Raw genomic sequence first — 16,800 nt, forward strand, 5'->3', positions numbered from 1 at the left:
TCCTGGCGCGCGATCGTCGCGTCCAGCGCGGGCGCCTGGCGGTCGCGTGCGGCCAGGGCACTGTCGAGTTCGCGCTGGCTGTCGGCGAGAAGTTCGTTCGCCGTTCGTGTTTCGGGCCCGGCGCCGGGGTCACCGGTGATTCGGGTTTGCGGGCAGCCGGGAGTCGGATGGTATTCGCAGCGCGCGGTGACCAGGGCCTGATCCTGCTGCTGGTGGGCCCGGTCGACGGCGCCGTCGAGCGCGGCGCGCGCGTTCCTGGTTTGTTGCAGAGCCGCCGACGCCTGCGCGACCGGGGCCGACGATCCGGCGCCGCGCAGGGCGCGTTCGTCGAGGCGGTGGTCGATCGAGCCGGATAGCAGGACGATGGCGGCAAGTTCACCGACGACGACGCCGAGCGCCGCCGCGACCACCGCGCGTGCGGCAACGCCGGGGCGGCCGCGGTGAGACCCCGAGGTGGTGGCGCGGGTGACCGCGCCGATGAGCAGACCGAAGACCAGGGTCAGGGGCACGACCGCAAGCAGTGGCCAGCGGGCCGACTCGCTCACCGCCAGGGTCGCGACCAACCAGGCCAGCAACCCGCCGAACAACACCACGGCGCCGGCCACGGCGTGCGTGGACCGCTCGTGGCGCTCACCCAGTTCCCGCGACTGCCCGCCGCCGAGCCAGGTGAGCACGCCCGCGGGCGACACGTCCGAGCGCCGGTCGGTAACCATCTGGGCGCACATCGAAAACACCTCCCAAGTCAACAAGCCTCCCAGGCCACCGGCCGCCGCACCGAATCGAACGGCCCCCCGTGTGGCGTGCTTCACAACGTGGCCGAATCGCCGGTGATCCGGGCGGGACGCGGATTTTTGGCGACGCGTGCAGATCAGCGACGGTTCCGACGGCCGACATGAGACGGTATAAGCCTATGGAGAATCACGATTATCTCACCTACGAAGAGTTCGGACGCAGATTCTTCGAGGTCGCCGTCACCCCCGAGCGTGTCGCGGCCGCCTTCGCCGACATCGCCGGCAACGAGTTCGCCATGGAGCCCATCGCGCAGGGGCCCGGCGGCATCGCCAAGGTGAGCGCCAACGTCAAGATCCACGAACCCAAGGTCACCCGTCGCCTGGGTGACAGCATCACGTTCGTCATCCACATCCCCCTGTCGATCGATCTGCTGCTCGACCTTCGGCTCGACAAGCAGCGGTTCGTGGTCTCCGGAGACATCGCGTTGCGGGCGACGGCGCGGGCCGCCGAGCCGCTGCTGCTGATCGTCGACGTCGCCAAGCCGCGTCCCTCGGACATCACGGTCAACGTGTCGTCGAAGTCCTTCCGCGGTGAGGTATTGCGCATCCTCGCCGGAGTCGACGGCGAGATCCGCCGGTTCGTCGCCCAGTACGTCGCCGAGGAGATCGACGCGCCCCAGTCGCAGTCCGCGCAGATAATCGACGTGGCCCAGCAATTGAACGAAACCTGGCCCTAGCGGGTAACGCATAGGCCCGGCCCGGCCGGGGTACTCACCTGCGAGGTGCGCGCTGGCGGCTCGGGTTGCCGTGCCGGCGCCAACCGCCATCATCGTCTGGGGAGGAGCGGCAGGACTTGGCACGAGTAGATGTTTCGGTGTCGTCGAAGGTGGACCCGGAGGCCGCCTGGAAGCTGGCGTCCGACCTGAGCCGATTCGACGAGTGGATGACGATTTTCGCCGGCTGGCGCGGGCCCATTCCCGACCAGATCGAGGAGGGCACCTGCGTGTCGTCGTGCGTGAAGGTCAAGGGTTTCCGCAACGTCATTCACTGGACGGTCACCCGCTACGACGAACCGAAATCGATTGAGCTGCAAGGTCGCGGGCGCGGCGGGATTCGTCTCGGCGTCGCGATGACCGTCACGGACAAGCATCCGGGGACCGATTTTCACCTCACCGCCGACCTGCGGGGCGGATTGCTCAGCGGTCCGATCGGAGGGTTGGTTGCCCGCGTTCTGCGCTCCGACGTGGAAAAGTCCGTGAAAAACCTCGCCTCGCTGCAATAGGCTCGCCGCGATAGTCGAGAGCGCCTAGCGCGCCGCGTGGCCGAACGGCCAGTCCCGCTCCGCCTCGCGAATCCGCCTGCGGTCCATGGCAAGCCATGCCAGGCCGGCCCCGAACGCGAGCATGGCGACGATGGCGGCGGCCACCCCCACGCCGGCGTCGCCCAGCGCGAACGTCGCCACGCACACCGCGAACGCCAGGACCGCGGCCCCGACGATGACCAGTCCGGGCGTGCGCCCGAAATCGTCGAAATCCGGCTTAGGACCGCGCCGGCGGGTGGTGCTGTCGACAGGGCCGTGCGTCATGGGCGCCTCCTCCGGTCGCTTCGTTCGGGCGCTTCCGTGGAGCTACCCGAATCGCCGTCGGAACAAACGACGCGTGCGCGGGGCCTACAGCGTCTGATGCCGCCCGAAGTACTTGTGGTCCTCGCTGTAACCGCCGTAGCCGCTGCCGATGTCGCGGTAGTCGGCGACGAACTCGATTCCCTTGATCCACTTGACGAGCTTGAACCCGTGCTGCAATTCGTTGCGCAACCGCAGCGGCTTGCCGTGCATGTAGGGGAGCGGCTGGTCGTTCATGTTGTAGGCGAGCATCGTCATGTGGTGGTCCATCTGACCGATGTGGTGGGCGTTGTAATAGATGCCGCCGGTCGCGCCCAGGCCCATCGAGTAGAACACCGCCCATTTGGCTTCCGGCAGCGGCTTGACGATGTCCATGATCGTCTTCATCTGCACGCCACCCCATTTCGCGACGCCCGACCAGGCCTGGATGCAGAAGTGCTGGCTGATCTGCTCGTGGTAGGGCAGCGCCTGCAGGTCCTCGAGCGAGAACTCCATCGGGTGCTCGACCAGACCGTAGACCTTGAGCCGCCAGTCCTTGAAGTCGTTGGCCTCCAGTTCCTTGTATTCGACGGTCTCCGGCAGGCGGCCGTTGCGCCAGTGGTGCGGCGAGATGTCCTTTTCGGTGAAGGCGCCCGGCTTCGGGTCGAGTTGCTCCAGCAGGCGCTGGAACGGGCCGACGAGCGCGTAGCCGACCCGCTGGATCACCCGGGGATGGCGAATGGTGAAGGGCGTGGCCCACACCCAGGCGACGGCCGTCACCACCATGGCCGCGGCGAAGATCCAGAAACCCACCCAGCTGTCGTCGTCACGCGAGGCGAACATGTGGTTGAGGTTCTGCAGCGCGCCGGTGGTCAACACCATCGTCACGTGGACCAGGATGAAGAACAAGAAGTACACCAGCACAACGAAATGCAGGGAGCGCGCGTGCTGAATGCTGAGCCGTTTGCTCAGCCAGTGGACGCGCTGCGACAGTGCCGGCGACATGCCCAAGCCCGTGATCAGGGCCGCCGGCGCGGCGATGAAAACCGTCGTGAAATAGGCGAGCAGCTGCAGGCCGTTGTAGGCGACCCAGCCGTTGTCCTTCGGCCAGTCCAGCGAGAGATACTGCACCGCAACGGATGCGGCGTTGGGAAAGACATCCCAACTGGTGGGCACGATGTGGCGCCACTGGCCGGTGGCGAACAGCAGCACGTAGAAGACCAACCCGTTGACGAGCCAGAGCACGTCGATGCCGAGGTGCCACCACCGGGCCAGCCCGATGGAATGCCGGAATCCGGGCAGCCCGAGTTGCGGCGGGAGCGCGACGGTGTCGGCGTTGGCGGTCCACAGTTCGTCGTCGGGCACCGGCGGCCCCACCCGCAACCACTCGTCCTTGCCCGGGGTGGCGTTGCGGCTGAAGTAAAGGCGGGGATGGTCACACAGGATCTGGATGCCCGTCCGGATGATGAACATCATCATGAAGAGGTTGAAGAAGTGGGTCCACCCGATCCATGCGGGCAGGCCCGGGCTGACGCCGGTGTGGGTGTCGGTTCCCGGGTAGCGCTGGATGAACGACTGCACCGCCGGCATGTTGTGCAGGCCTTTGCCGATCGCCACGCCCACGACCAGCAGGGCGAAACCGATCGGGATCAGCCACAGCAGGTTGAACCACCGGTCGCGGCCGATGCGCAGCTTCGGCGCGGTCGCCCGCCGGGTGAGATCGAAACCGCCACCGTAGGTTTCGACATCGATGATGTCTTCGGCGGTGTGGATCTCGTTGCGGTAGTCCGGGGCGGACTGAAGCGGCGTGCCCACCGCGAGTGTCGATACGTTGCCGTTCGGTGCCTGCCGTTCCGCGGGGGCTTCAGGAGTGTCGACGTTGCGGTTCCGATGTTCGGTGTTCGTCACGCGGCCGAAAATACACGAACGCAATTGGATTAATTGGACTCGGTCGGGAAGAAAAGCGCCGCCACGCGGCGTCCGAGGCGGTGCGGCCGCCGGCAACAGTTGCCGATGGGCAAAATCCGCCCCGGCACGAGTAGACGTTTCAGCATTTGCCCAATAAATCCGCTGATATCGCCGCATATACGGTTCCTTAAAGGCGCCTGTGGATTTGGACACAAGTTTCTGGATGATCCCGGCCGGTGCGCCGGCGCCACGCATCGGCGCGCAGGCCGGGTTCCGGAAGCGGGTCCCGCGCTATTGCACCGCCGCCCACGGCGCGATGCCCGCCGGAAAGGCGGCGTTTGGCACCCGCCAGCAAAATGAATTCGCGGCACAAAGCCGAGCGTTCCCACCAAAGTTGGGTTACTGTACGGCGTCCGGACGACCGCGCATCGACAGGCAATGTCCGGGCAAATAAAAATACAATTCGATTTGGAGGTTTATATGATGCGACGGTGGCTGATTGCGGCCCTTGTCCTTGCGGCGGCGCTAATGGCAGGCTGCTCGAGCAGCAAACCTGCGAGTTCTCCGGCGAGTTCGGCTACGAGCAGTCGTTCGACCTCCACAGCAACCAGCTCGTCCAGCGCTGCGTCGAGCGATACCAGTTCCGCAAACGCGCCCGCCGTCGCAACCCTGGATTCCAGCCAGTGCGTGGATGTCACCGGGGCGAACGTCGATTTGCTGGCCGCATCGGACAAAGACGCCGCGCGCAAGGCCGCCGACACCCTGGAGCGATACAACCCGCCGGCTTCGGTCAAAGATGCCATCGAACATTTCGCCAGCGTGGGCGGCGCCCACTTCGATGACCCGGATTACACCAAGAACAACAAGCTTGTCGACGGGTGGGTCAAGCAGGTGTGCCCCAGTTAACGGGCGAATGGTTCTGAGCTAATTCGCGTCGGGTGGCCGGACTCGGCGGGCCGGACGGGTCTCGATCGCGTTGATGGTCAAGGCCCGGCGGCCGATCCGCCAGCGGTCGGTCAGCTCGTAGGAGTCGTCGTAGCGCAGGTGCCAGACCACGTCGACCAACTCGTCACCGCGGCGGTCCCAGTGGTGCGCGACGCACGCGACGCGACCGCGCGCGGTGCCCGGTCGGTCGCCCCCGTCATACACCTCGCCGACGATGGCGTGCTCGGTGCGAACGACCGCCGCGACGCTGGCGACGGCGGCGGCGATCGCGTCCCGACCGCGATGGGTTTGAATCGGTTCCAGCGACTTGGGCGGTTCGGGCACCTGCAGCACCGCGGTGTCGGTGAAAAGCGCTGCCACGGAATCGAATCGGCGCTCGTCGACCCGGGCCGCGTAGCGGTGCACCAGGTCGCTGAGCGCGGATCGGTCGTCGGCTGACAGGGTCATCGCGGTCACGCGATCAGCGAAAGGCGTTGCGCGCACGCCGACAGCCAGTCCTTGGCCTGCTCGATGTCGGTCGTCGGCGGCATGCCCAGCACGAGGCGGTCGGCCCCCTGATCGGCCAGGGCGCCCGCCCGCTCGGCATCGATCTTCGTGACCAGGTGGCCCAGCGAAACCTCCAGGGCGGCGGGGTCACGTCCGGCCGCGGCGGCCTCGTCGCGCATCAGCGCGATCAGCGACGCGAGTTCGGGACCGGTGACGCCCAGCGGTTGGAACCCGTCGCCGAGCCGACCGGCGCGGCGCGCGGCCGCCTTGCTGTGCCCACCGATGTGTATCGGGAGCCGTTCGCGGGCAACGGGTTTGGGGTAGCACATGACGTTGTCGAAGTCGAAGAACTCCCCGTGGTGCGACACGCCCTGGGGCCGCTCGGCCCACAGCGCCCGCATGACGGCCAGCTGCTCGTCGGCGCGCCTGCCCCGGCTGTCGAAGGCGGCGCCGCACGCCTGGACCTCTTCTTTGAGCCAGCCGACGCCGACACACAGCCGCAATCTGCCGCCCGAGAGCACATCGAGGGTCGCCGCGCGTTTGGCCAGCATCACCGGATGATGGTTGGGCAACACCAGTACGCCGGTGGCCAACCCGAGCCGGGCGGTGTGGGCCGCCAGGAACGCCAACATTTCCAGGGGATCGGGGATCGGGCAGTCCGCCGCCATCCCGACGCGCCCCGAACTGTCGTAGGGATAGACGCTGTCGTAGGTCGTGGCCAGGACAGTGTGTTCGGCGACGACGATCGATTCGAACCCGCACCGCTCGAGGTGCCCGGCGAAGCCCGCCATCCACTCGGGGTCCGCGGTGACACCGTCGGTCACCGGGGCGACGACGGAAACCTTCATGGCCTCAGAAGCTAACAGGCGCGGTTTCGACGGCCGCGGGCGCGATTGCCCGGCGCACGGCGTCGACCAGCGTGGCCGCCCGGGCGTCGGTGAACACGTCTTCGAGCAGGAGCGGGCGGCCGTCGGGGTCGGTCAGCGGCACCCGCCAATTGGGGTATTCGTCGGTGGTTCCCGGCTGGTTCTGGGTCCGCCGGTCGCCGACCGCGTCGGTCAGCGCGACGCCCACCAGCCGCGACGGCGTCCGCCCGAGATAGCGGTACAGGGCGAGCACGACGCTGTCCGGGTCGGTGTCACCCTCGTCGAGCAAGCCCACCCGGTTCAACTCCGCGATCCAGCCCGCCAGCTCCGCGCGGTCGGAGGCGAGCTCGTCGGCGGCGGGCCGGGTCAGCAATCCCAGCGATTCGCGCAGCCGCACATGGTCGCCCGCCAGATAGCCGGCCGTGGGCGGCAGATCGTGGGTGGTGACCGAGGACAGGCAGTACTCGCGCCAGCGCTCAGCCGGCAGCGGACCGCCGTTGCCGTCCCGGTCGAGCTCGAACCAGAGGATCGACGTGCCCAGCAGGCCGCGCAGCAGCAGGTAGTCGCGCACCCACGGTTCGACCGTGCCGAGGTCCTCGCCGACGACCACCGCCCCGGCGCGATGCGCTTCCAGGGCGACGATGCCGATCATCGCCTCGTGGTCGTAGCGCACGTAAGTGCCCTGGGTGGGCGGCGCGCCCTCCGGGATCCACCACAGCCGGAACAACCCGATGATGTGGTCGATGCGGACCCCGCCGGCATGCCGCAGCACCGCCCGGATCAACGCCCGAAACGGCCGGTATTCCTGCGCGTCCAGCCCGTCGGGCCGCCACGGCGGCTGGGACCAGTCCTGGCCGAGTTGATTGAACTCGTCCGGGGGAGCGCCGGCGGTCACGCCGAGCGCCAACACGTCTTGCATGGCCCAGGCGTCGGCGCCATTGGGGTGCACGCCGACGGCCAGGTCGTGCATCACGCCCAGCGCCATGCCCGCGCGCACGGCCTGCGACTGCGCCGAGGCGAGTTGCTCATCGAGTTGCCATTGCAGCCAGCGATGGAAATCGACTGTCTCGGAATGCTTTTCGACGAATTTGGCGACACCCGGCGCGTCGGGGTGCCGGAGCGACTTCGGCCAGGCATGCCAGTCGTCGCCGTACTTCTCGGCCAGGGCGCACCACGTGGCGAAGTCGTCGAGCGCGCCGCCCTCCCGGGCGCGGAAGGCCGCGTAGGAAAGCTCGCGGCCCGCCGACCGCGGCACCCGATGCACCAGCTCGAGCGCGGCCCGCTTGGCCGCCCACGCGCTGTCGCGATCGATGGCGTCCAGCCGGGCGGCCCGCTCCTGGACCTCGGAGCGCAGCCGTCGCACCCGGCTGCGCTTGTCGAGCTCGGCGAACTCCGGAATCGACTCGACGTGCAGGTAAATCGGGTTGACGAAGCGCCGCGATGTCGGCAGATAGGGCGACGGCTCCATGGGGCGAGTGGGGGCCGCCGCGTGCAGCGGGTTGACCAACACGTAGTCCGCGCCGTGCCGCGACGCCGACCAGACGGCCAGGTCGGTCAAGTCGGTCAGGTCGCCGACGCCCCACGACTGGCTGGACCGCACGCTGTAGAGCTGGGTGGCCAGCCCCCAGGCGCGGCGGGCGCCGAGCCGCTCGGGCAGCCCGAGCCAGTCCGGCGTCATGATCAGCGCGGTGCTGGTCTCACCGTCGCGGGAGCGCAGCCGCACCCGGTGATAACCCAGCGGCAGGTCGGCCGGCAGCACAAAGCTGGCCTCGCCGACCCAGCGGCCGTCCAAGTCGAACGGCGGGGTGAAGTTGTCGACCTGCTGAATCCCGCCGTGCACCGAACCGTCCTCGAGCTGCACCAACACCTCGGCGGGATCGCCATGGGTCACGTGCACCCAAAATCGCGTCTGCTCACCGGCGCGGCCGACGATCGTCGGCGGCAGCCGGCGCGCCCAATACGCACGCAGCTTCGCGGTCAGGGCGGCGTTGCGCTCCTGTTCGGTGCCGGCCGCCACGCCGAGCGCGGCCAACACGGCCACCAGGGTGGTTTCGGAGACCGGCACCCGCCGCCCCGTCCAGTCCTGGTACTCGGTCGCGATGCCGTACCGCTTGGCAAGTTCGACCAGCGACGGCGCGAGCTCACTCATACCGCTCATCTTGCTGCCAGGCTCCGGCGCCCGCTCAACAGGACGAACGGCGCGTGCGCCATTACGATGCCCTGAGGAGACATGAGGAGTCCGGGCGGGGATCGGCGGGGAAGACCCGAAGTGCCAGTTCAACGTCGCCTGGCGCGTCGCCCGCACGGCCGGGGCGGACGGGCGGGCGAGCACCGGACACCGGCAGATAAACAGATGTAGCAGCGAACGCCATCGGCGCCGCGTGGCGAGGGCCGTACCGGTGCCTTACCGTTGTCGATGTAATTCGCGCGAGGGACAATATCCAGGCGTTCTAGCAGACCGGATGGTGAATTAAGTGGCGGAAGAGAGTCGCGGCCAACGCGGGTCGGGGTACGGCCTCGGGTTGTCGACGCGGACCCAGGTGACCGGCTATCAGTTCCTCGCTCGCCGCACCGCGATGGCGCTCACCCGGTGGCGCGTCCGGATGGAGGTCGAGCCGGGGCGGCGGCAGACGCTGGCCGTGGTGGCCTCGGTCTCGGCGGCGATGGTGATCTGCCTGGGCGCCCTGCTCTGGTCGTTCATCAGCCCGTCCGGGCAGATCAACGAGTCGCCGATCATCGCCGACCGGGATTCCGGCGCGCTGTACGTCCGCGTGGGGGACCGGCTGTACCCGGCGCTGAACCTGGCTTCGGCGCGGCTGATCACCGGCCGGGCGGACAATCCGCACCTGGTGCGGTCGAGCCAGATCGCCACCATGCCGCGCGGGCCGATGGTGGGCATCCCGGGCGCGCCGTCGAACTTCCACACCACCAGCCCGTCCACGTCGTCGTGGCTGGTGTGCGACACCGTCGCCACCTCGACCGGGGTCGGCGCGCCGTCCGGCGTGACCGTCACGGTGATCGACGGCAACCCCGACCTCAGCAACCACCGCCGCGTCCTCAACGGATCGGACGCTGTGGTGCTGAACTACAGCGGGGACGCTTGGGTGATCCGAGAGGGTCGCCGGTCGCGCATCGACGCGACGAACCGGTCGGTGCTGTTGCCGCTGGGCCTGACACCCGAACAGGTCGGCCAGGCGAAGCCCATGAGCCGGGCCCTGTTCGACGCGCTGCCCGTGGGCCCGGAGCTGACCGTGCCGCAGGTGCAGAACGCCGGCGCCGCCGCGTCGTTCCCGGGCGCCCCCGGGCCGATCGGCACCGTGATCGTCACGCCGCAAATCAGTGGGCCGCAACAGTATTCGCTGGTGCTCGCCGACGGCGTGCAGACGCTGCCGCCGCTGGTCGCCCAGATCCTGCAGAACGCCGGGCCGGGCAACACCCGGCCGGTGACCGTGGAACCGTCCGCCCTGGCCAAGATGCCCGTCGTCAACAAGCTGGACCTGTCCTCCTATCCGGACGCGCCGCTCAACGTGGCGGACATTCGCGAGAACCCGGCGACCTGCTGGTGGTGGCAGAAGACCTCCGGCGAGAACCGGGCCCGCATCCAGGTCATCTCCGGCGCGACCATTCCGGTCGCGGCCAAGGACGAGAACAAGGTGGTGTCGCTGGTCAAGGCCGACACCACCGGTCGGGTGGCCGACCAGGTGTACTTCGGCCCCGACTACGGCAACTTCGTGGCGGTCACCGGCAACGACCCCGGCGCGAAGACCACGGAGTCGCTGTGGTGGCTGACCGACGCGGGCGCCCGGTTCGGCGTCGACGACACCCGCGACGTCCGCGAGGCTTTGGGCCTGAAGACGAAACCCAGCCTGGCGCCGTGGGTGGCGCTGCGCCTGCTCCCACAGGGTCCGACGCTCTCGCGGGCGGATGCGCTCGTGGAGCACGACACCCTTCCGATGGATATGTCCCCAGCAGAATTGGCGGTGCCTAAGTGAAACGCGGGTTTGCGCGGCCGACCCCGGAGAAGCCTCCGGTCATCAAGCCGGAAAACATCGTCCTACCGACGCCGCTGAGCATTCCGCCGCCGGAGGGCAAGCCCTGGTGGCTGGTCGTCGTCGGCGTCCTCGTGGTCGGCCTGCTGATCGGCATGGTCGGCATGACGTTCGCCAGCGGCTCGCGCGTGTTCGGCGGCGCGGGCGCCATCTTCCCGATCTTCATGATCGGTGGCGTCGCGATGATGATGTTCGGCGGCCGGTTCGGCGGTCAGCAGCAGATGAGCCGGCCCAAGCTGGACGCGATGCGCGCCCAGTTCATGCTGATGCTGGACATGCTGCGCGAGACCGCCCACGAGTCGGCCGACAGCATGGACGCCAACTACCGGTGGTACCACCCGGCGCCCACCACGTTGTCCGCCGCGGTGGGATCGCCGCGGATGTGGGAACGCAAGCCCGACGGCAAGGACCTCAACTTCGGGGTGGTGCGAGTCGGCGTGGGCATGACGCGGCCCGAGGTGACCTGGGGTGAGCCCCAGAACATGCCCACCGATATCGAGCTGGAACCGGTGACGGGCAAGGCGCTGCAGGAATTCGGGCGCTACCAGAGCGTCGTCTACAACCTGCCCAAGATGATCTCGCTGCTGGTCGAGCCCTGGTACGCGCTCGACGGCGAGCGCGAACAGGTCCTCGGGCTGATGCGGGCAATCGTCTGTCAGCTGGCCTTCTCGCACGGCCCCGACCACGTGCAGCTGGTCGTCGTCACCTCGGATCTGGACGAGTGGGACTGGGTGAAGTGGCTTCCGCACGTCGGTGACCCCCGGCGTCAGGACGCCGCGGGCAACGCGCGGATGGTCTACAGCTCGGTGCGCGAGTTCGCCGCCGAGCAAGCCGAATTGTTCGCCGGCCGTGGCTCTTTCACGCCCCGGCACGCCAGTTCGTCGGCGCAGACCCCGACGCCCCACACGGTGATCGTCGCCGACGTCGTCGACCCCCAGTGGGAATACGTGATCAGCTCCGAGGGCGTCGACGGCGTGACCTTCTTCGACCTGACCGGCTCCTCGATGTGGACATCGGTTCCCGAGCGCACCTTGCGGTTCGACGAGAAGGGCGTGATCGAGGCGCTGCCCCGCGACCGCGACACCTGGATGGTGATCGACGAGAAGCCGTGGTTCTTCGCGCTCACCGACCACATCAGCATCGCCGAGGCCGAGGAATTCGCGCAGGCGCTGGCGCGCTGGCGGCTCGCCGAGGCCTACGAGGAGATCGGCCAGCGGGTGGCCCACATCGGCGCCCGGGACATCATGGCCTACTACGGAATCGACGACCCCGGTCACATCGACTTCGAGGCGCTGTGGGGCAGCCGCAACGACTCCATGGGCCGCTCGCGGCTGCGGGCGCCGTTCGGTGTTCGGTCCGACAACGGCGAGCTGCTGTTCCTCGACATGAAGTCGCTGGACGAGGGCGGCGACGGCCCGCACGGCGTCATGTCCGGAACGACGGGTTCGGGTAAGTCGACCCTGGTGCGGACCGTGATCGAATCGCTGATGCTCAGCCACCCGCCGGAGGAGCTGCAGTTCGTGCTGGCCGACCTCAAGGGTGGGTCGGCGGTCAAGCCGTTCGCCGGGGTCCCGCACGTGTCGCGCATCATCACCGACCTGGAAGAGGACCAGGCGCTGATGGAGCGCTTCCTGGACGCCCTGTGGGGTGAGATCGCCCGGCGCAAGGCGATCTGCGACAGCGCCGGCGTCGACGACGCCAAGGAGTACAACTCCGTGCGCCTGCGGATGCGGGCGCGGGGCCAGGACATGGCGCCGCTGCCGATGCTCGTGGTCGTCATCGACGAGTTCTACGAGTGGTTCCGGATCATGCCGACCGCTGTCGACGTGCTCGACTCGATCGGCCGCCAGGGCCGCGCCTACTGGATCCACCTGATGATGGCCTCGCAGACCATCGAGAGCCGCGCCGAAAAGCTCATGGAGAACATGGGTTACCGGCTGGTGCTGAAGGCGCGTACCGCGGGCGCCGCGCAGGCCGCGGGCGTGCCGAACGCCGTCAACCTGCCGGCGCAGGCCGGCCTCGGCTACTTCCGGCGCAGCCTGGAAGACATCGTCCGGTTCCAGGCCGAGTTCCTGTGGCGGGACTACTTCCCGCGCGGGCTCAACGATGACGGCGAAGAAGCGCCGGCGTTGGTGCACAGCATCGATTACGTTCGCCCGCAACTGTTTACCAACTCGTTCACCCCGCTCGAGGTCAGCGTCGGCGGGCCGGAGCTGACCCCGGCCGCCATCACCAACGGCGAGACGCTCGACGCCGACGGCGCGACGCGTGACGACGACGACATCGAGGGCATCCGGGTGCCGAAGGTCGGCACGGTCATCATCGATCAGCTGCGCAAGATCGACTTCGAGCCCTACCGGTTGTGGCAGCCGCCGCTGAACCAGCCCGTCGCCATCGACGAATTGGTGAACCGGTTCCTCGGCCACCCGTGGCAGGAGGACTACGGTTCGGCCAAGGACCTGGTCTTCCCGATCGGGATCATCGACCGCCCGTTCAAGCACGACCAGCCGCCGTGGACCGTCGACACCTCGGGGCCGGGCGCCAACGTCCTGATCCTGGGCGCCGGCGGTTCGGGTAAGACGACGGCCCTGCAGACCCTGATCTGCTCGGCCGCGCTGACCCACACGCCCGAGCAGGTCCAGTTCTACTGCCTGGCCTACAGCAGCACCGCCCTGACCACCGTCGCCCGGCTGCCGCACGTGGGTGAGGTGGCCGGCCCGACCGACCCGTACGGCGTGCGCCGCACGGTGGCCGAGCTGCTGGCCCTGGTCCGCGACCGCAAGCGCACCTTCCTCGAGTACGGGATCGCCTCGATGGAGGTCTTCCGGCGCCGTAAGTTCGGCGGCGAGCCGGGCCCCGTGCCCAACGACGGGTTCGGCGATGTCTACCTGGTGGTGGACAACTACCGGGCGCTGGCCGAAGAGAACGAGGTCCTGATCGAGCAGGTGAACCTGATCATCAACCAGGGCCCCTCGTTCGGGGTCCACGTGGTGGTCACCGCCGACCGGGAGTCGGAGCTGCGGCCACCGGTGCGCAGTGGCTTCGGTTCTCGGGTCGAGTTGCGACTGGCCGCCGTGGAGGACGCCAAGCTGGTGCGTTCCCGGTTCGCCAAGGAAGTGCCCGTCAAGCCGGGCCGCGGCATGGTCGCGGTCAACTACGTCCGACTCGACTCCGACCCACAGGCCGGTCTGCACACCTTGGTCGCGCGGCCCGCGCTGGCCAACACGCCGGACTACGTGTTCGAGTCCGACAGCATCATCGACGCGGTCAGCCGCCTCACCAGCGCGCAGGCGCCGCCGGTGCGCCGCCTGCCCGCGCGGTTCGACCTGGAGCAGTTGCGCGAGGTCGCCGCACGGGACACCCGCCAGGGCGTCGGCGCGGGCGGAATCGCCTGGGCCATCTCGGAATTGGATCTGTCGCCGGTCTATCTCAACTTCGCCGAGAACGCGCACCTGATGGTGACGGGTCGACGCGAATGTGGACGGACCACGACGCTGGCCACGATCATGAGTGAAATCGGCCGGCTGTACGCGCCGGGGGCCAGCAGCGCGCCGACCCCGCCGGCCGGCCAGCCGTCGGCCCAGGTGTGGCTGGTGGACCCGCGGCGTCAGCTGCTGACCACGCTGGGTGCGGACTACGTCGAGAAGTTCGCGTACAACCTGGACGGCGTCCAGGCGATGATGGGCGAGCTCGCGGCGGTCCTGGCCGGACGCGAACCGCCGCCCGGCCTGTCCGCCGAGGAGTTGTTGTCGCGGTCGTGGTGGAGCGGCCCGGAGATCTTCCTGATCGTCGATGACATCCAGCAGCTGCCGGCGGGATTCGATTCACCGCTGCACAAGGCCGCGCCGTGGGTGACCCGGGCCGCCGACGTCGGGTTGCACGTGCTCGTCACGCGAACCTTCGGTGGTTGGTCGTCCGCGGGCAGCGACCCGATGCTGCGGGCGCTGGCCCAGGCGAACGCCCCGCTGCTGGTGATGGACGCCGACCCCGACGAGGGCTTCATCCGCGGCAAGATGAAGGGTGGCCCGCTGCCCCGAGGACGAGGCCTGCTGATGGCCGAGGACACCGGTGTGTTCGTACAGGTAGCGGCGACGGAGTTTCGCAAGTAAGGCGGATACCGCTGCGCTGGGGCTGAATCAGCCCCAGCGCAGCGGTAACTCTTTGAGCGCGAAGCTCTTTGACGGGTAGTTGATCGCGGGGACGTAGTCAGCGGGCACCTCGAAGTCGGGAATCTGCCGAAGCCATTCCCCGACGATTACCGTCAGTTCGATCCGGGCCAGATGAGAGCCCAGGCAACGGTGCGGCCCGCCGCCGAATCCCCAGTGGCGGTGCACCTTTCCGTCCATGACCAGATCGTTGACGGACGTGGAGTCGCTGCCGTCGCGGTTGACCGCCGCCATGCACAGCCGCACCGACGTGCCGGGGGGCAGCGTCATCCCGCCGATGTTGACGAACTGCGTGGTGATCCGCGGCGCCACCGGCGCCGAAGGCTCCAGCCGGACGATCTCCTCGATGAAAACCCTGATCTGCCTTGGGTTGTCGCGAAGCGCCTCGCGTAGCTGCGGCCGGCGGGCCAGTTCGAACAGGCAGAATCCGATCGCCGCCGTGACGGTGTCCAGCCCCGCCAGGATCAGTAGGTGGCTCATGCCCAGCAGCTCCAGATCGCTGAAGTTACCGTCGCTGGCCATGACCCGCGACAGCATGTCGGATCCGGGATGCTGCCTGCGCTGCCGGATCGCGTCGGCCAGATACTGAAGCAGCAGCTCGCTCTTCTCGATATCGGACTGGGTGACGTAGGGCTTGTCGCTGACGACCGCGTCCTTCCAGTCGATCAGGCGATCGCGATCTTCGATCGGCAAGCCATAGAGGTCCATGAAGACCTGGAATGGATACAGGTGCGCGAAATCCGCCATCACCTCGCACTTCCCTTGGCCGGCAAGGGCGCCGATCATTTCCGCGGCGTGGCGTTCGAGCACCGGCCGGGATGAACTCAGGCCGAGCGGGCTGAAGAAGGGCTGCAGCACCTTGCGGTAGCGGGTGTGCTGAGGAGGGTCAAAAGCCAGCGGTACCACGGGCAATGGGTGGCCCGGTGGCTGCAGGATGGTGGACGAGAACACCTTGGGGTTGCGCAGCGCGGCCAGCACGTCCTCGCGGCGCGTGATGTAGTAGTGGCCGTTCATGAATACCACCGGCCCGGCGTCCCGCAGCGCCTTCCACCCGACGCCCCGGTCCACGGTCATCGGCAGCTTTTCGAAATCGAGCCGCGGCAGGTGGAAGGTGTCTTGCTGGCCATGGCCAGGAGTGCTCATAAGCTCTCCGCTTGTCCGAATTGTTCTCCCAACCGCGGCGGCGGGGGCGTCGTCGGCACCGATTGCGGTTGGCACCCCAATATCGCATGTGTCGCAAGGGTCTACAGCGGCCGGTCCGGCTGCGCGTCGATCTTCTACACTTGGGCGACTGATCCCGGGTAGGGAGGACACCTCGTGAGGGTTCGTCTCGAACAATCCAAATGCGTGGGCCACGCCCAGTGCTACGCCGTCGACCCGAACCTGTTCCCGATCGACGACTCGGGTTATTCGATCCTCGAAGAGCACGAGGTGCGCCCCGAGGACGAGCAGGTGACCCGCGACGGGGTCGCCTCCTGCCCGGAGATGGCGCTGGTTCTCGACGAAGACTGACTGCGCCAGAAGCAAACCGGAGATGAACAAACCGTTGCCGGAAATGAACGCCAGTCGACGGGGAATGAACAATCGCTGGCCTGGAATGAACACTTGGCGTTGCGTATCGGAGCGTCCCCGATAACGAACTAATCTCAATCGCGAGCGGCAGTTCTGGCAGACAGTGGACTGTCGCTCGGTTGCTGACAGCAGGGATCAATCGAGGCTAAAGGTGCACGTTGTTCCTGACCGGACGTCCGAGAAGCGTGGTGCGAGACCACAATTGGGCGCCCGACACGGAATTGGCAGGATGCGCCGGCCAGCCCGCCGACTGGGGTGGCAGACCGAGGGGTCTGAGTCGGGTGGTTCCGGGCGGTCAGCTACCCGCGGGTGGCGAATGCTTACGAAGCCGTGACCACGGCCACCACTGATTCCGATGCGACTGCCGCGGTCGCAAGCGATCGCGGCCAACTGAGGAGAACAGGTGTTTGACTTCGGGGCGTTACCGCCGGAGGTGAATTCCGGGCGGATGTATGCGGGTCCGGGTTCGGGGTCGTT

General features: G+C 68.0%; 15 protein-coding genes. 7 read left to right on the plus strand and 8 right to left on the minus strand.

Annotated elements, in window-relative coordinates; translation table 11 throughout:
- Positions 1–725 (minus strand): DUF4407 domain-containing protein (locus A5702_RS21610; RefSeq protein WP_156669704.1); only part of this gene is annotated, 725 nt, incomplete at its 3' end.
- A gap of 185 nt (positions 726–910) precedes the next feature.
- Between A5702_RS21610 and A5702_RS21615 the strand changes: the two genes are divergently transcribed.
- Both A5702_RS21615 and A5702_RS21620 read left to right on the plus strand, forming a co-directional pair.
- Complete coding sequence (locus A5702_RS21615; protein WP_055402198.1) at positions 911–1,468, plus strand: hypothetical protein; 558 nt, start codon at positions 911–913, stop codon at positions 1,466–1,468.
- A gap of 116 nt (positions 1,469–1,584) precedes the next feature.
- Positions 1,585–2,013 carry an SRPBCC family protein gene (locus tag A5702_RS21620; protein ID WP_082459812.1) on the plus strand — a complete coding sequence of 143 codons (429 nt, stop codon included), beginning with the start codon at positions 1,585–1,587 and terminating at the stop codon, positions 2,011–2,013.
- Between the two features lie 24 nt (positions 2,014–2,037).
- Here A5702_RS21620 and A5702_RS21625 read toward each other — a convergent pair whose 3' ends face one another.
- The 3 genes from A5702_RS21625 to A5702_RS21635 all read right to left on the minus strand — a co-directional run bounded on the left by A5702_RS21625 (position 2,038) and on the right by A5702_RS21635 (position 4,937).
- Complete coding sequence (locus A5702_RS21625) at positions 2,038–2,316, minus strand: hypothetical protein (protein WP_068223630.1); 279 nt, start codon at positions 2,314–2,316, stop codon at positions 2,038–2,040.
- Positions 2,317–2,400: 84 nt separating this feature from the next.
- On the minus strand, positions 2,401–4,146 hold the full coding sequence (locus tag A5702_RS21630; RefSeq protein WP_068223645.1) for a molybdopterin-dependent oxidoreductase: 1,746 nt from the start codon (positions 4,144–4,146) through the stop codon (positions 2,401–2,403).
- Between the two features lie 569 nt (positions 4,147–4,715).
- Positions 4,716–4,937 (minus strand): hypothetical protein, encoded by a 222-nt coding sequence (locus A5702_RS21635; RefSeq protein WP_068223633.1) that lies wholly within the window; start codon positions 4,935–4,937, stop codon positions 4,716–4,718.
- Here A5702_RS21635 and A5702_RS21640 point away from each other — a divergent pair.
- On the plus strand, positions 4,927–5,145 hold the full coding sequence (locus tag A5702_RS21640; RefSeq protein ID WP_156349497.1) for a hypothetical protein: 219 nt from the start codon (positions 4,927–4,929) through the stop codon (positions 5,143–5,145). The two genes, A5702_RS21635 and A5702_RS21640, sit on opposite strands and share 11 nt — an antisense overlap.
- Positions 5,146–5,163: 18 nt before the next feature.
- On the opposite strand, the gene A5702_RS21645 is transcribed toward A5702_RS21640, so the two are convergent.
- Genes A5702_RS21645 through malQ form a run of 3 tightly spaced genes read right to left on the minus strand, consistent with a single transcriptional unit; the run spans position 5,164 to position 8,685 of the window.
- The gene (locus A5702_RS21645) at positions 5,164–5,631 is read right to left on the minus strand and encodes a nuclear transport factor 2 family protein (protein WP_068223649.1); all 468 of its coding nucleotides are present in this window, start codon (positions 5,629–5,631) and stop codon (positions 5,164–5,166) included.
- Positions 5,632–5,636: 5 nt separating this feature from the next.
- The gene (locus tag A5702_RS21650; RefSeq protein ID WP_068223636.1) at positions 5,637–6,518 is read right to left on the minus strand and encodes an LLM class F420-dependent oxidoreductase; all 882 of its coding nucleotides are present in this window, start codon (positions 6,516–6,518) and stop codon (positions 5,637–5,639) included.
- A 4-nt stretch (positions 6,519–6,522) separates the two neighbouring features.
- Positions 6,523–8,685, minus strand: coding sequence for a 4-alpha-glucanotransferase (gene malQ / locus A5702_RS21655; protein WP_068223639.1), 2,163 nt, complete (start codon positions 8,683–8,685; stop codon positions 6,523–6,525).
- A gap of 325 nt (positions 8,686–9,010) precedes the next feature.
- Between malQ and eccB the strand changes: the two genes are divergently transcribed.
- Both eccB and eccCa read left to right on the plus strand, forming a co-directional pair.
- A complete protein-coding gene (gene eccB, locus A5702_RS21660) occupies positions 9,011–10,528 on the plus strand; it encodes a type VII secretion protein EccB (protein ID WP_055402212.1) in 1,518 nt (505 codons plus the stop codon).
- Positions 10,525–14,694, plus strand: a complete 4,170-nt coding sequence (gene eccCa / locus A5702_RS21665) for a type VII secretion protein EccCa (protein WP_055402215.1) — start codon at positions 10,525–10,527, stop codon at positions 14,692–14,694. Before eccB ends, eccCa begins: the two co-directional genes overlap by 4 nt.
- A 27-nt stretch (positions 14,695–14,721) precedes the next feature.
- Here the strand turns inward: eccCa and A5702_RS21670 are convergent, their stop codons facing one another.
- Positions 14,722–15,894 (minus strand): cytochrome P450, encoded by a 1,173-nt coding sequence (locus tag A5702_RS21670; protein ID WP_068223642.1) that lies wholly within the window; start codon positions 15,892–15,894, stop codon positions 14,722–14,724.
- Between the two features lie 174 nt (positions 15,895–16,068).
- Here A5702_RS21670 and A5702_RS21675 point away from each other — a divergent pair, with 174 nt between their 5' ends.
- Together A5702_RS21675 and A5702_RS27060 are read left to right on the plus strand one after the other, a co-directional pair.
- Entirely contained in the window at positions 16,069–16,263 is a 195-nt protein-coding gene (locus tag A5702_RS21675; protein WP_055402217.1) for a ferredoxin, read from the plus strand.
- Between the two features lie 463 nt (positions 16,264–16,726).
- The coding region (locus A5702_RS27060; RefSeq protein ID WP_156669706.1) for a PPE domain-containing protein at positions 16,727–16,800 on the plus strand (74 nt) is incomplete at its 3' end.

Origin of the sequence: Mycobacterium sp. E3339, assembly GCF_001666915.1 — a bacterium.
Taxonomy (GTDB): Bacteria; Actinomycetota; Actinomycetes; order Mycobacteriales; family Mycobacteriaceae; genus Mycobacterium.

What these genes read in the sequence shown, in the direction of transcription:
- A5702_RS21615 (WP_055402198.1), top strand. Translation starts at nt 911, where the DNA reads ATGGAGAATCACGATTATCTCACCTACGAAGAGTTCGGACGCAGATTC.
- A5702_RS21625 (WP_068223630.1), bottom strand. Translation starts at nt 2,316, where the DNA reads ATGACGCACGGCCCTGTCGACAGCACCACCCGCCGGCGCGGTCCTAAG.
- A5702_RS21645 (WP_068223649.1), bottom strand. Translation starts at nt 5,631, where the DNA reads ATGACCCTGTCAGCCGACGACCGATCCGCGCTCAGCGACCTGGTGCAC.
- A5702_RS21650 (WP_068223636.1), bottom strand. Translation starts at nt 6,518, where the DNA reads ATGAAGGTTTCCGTCGTCGCCCCGGTGACCGACGGTGTCACCGCGGAC.
- malQ (WP_068223639.1), bottom strand. Translation starts at nt 8,685, where the DNA reads ATGAGTGAGCTCGCGCCGTCGCTGGTCGAACTTGCCAAGCGGTACGGC.
- A5702_RS21670 (WP_068223642.1), bottom strand. Translation starts at nt 15,894, where the DNA reads ATGAGCACTCCTGGCCATGGCCAGCAAGACACCTTCCACCTGCCGCGG.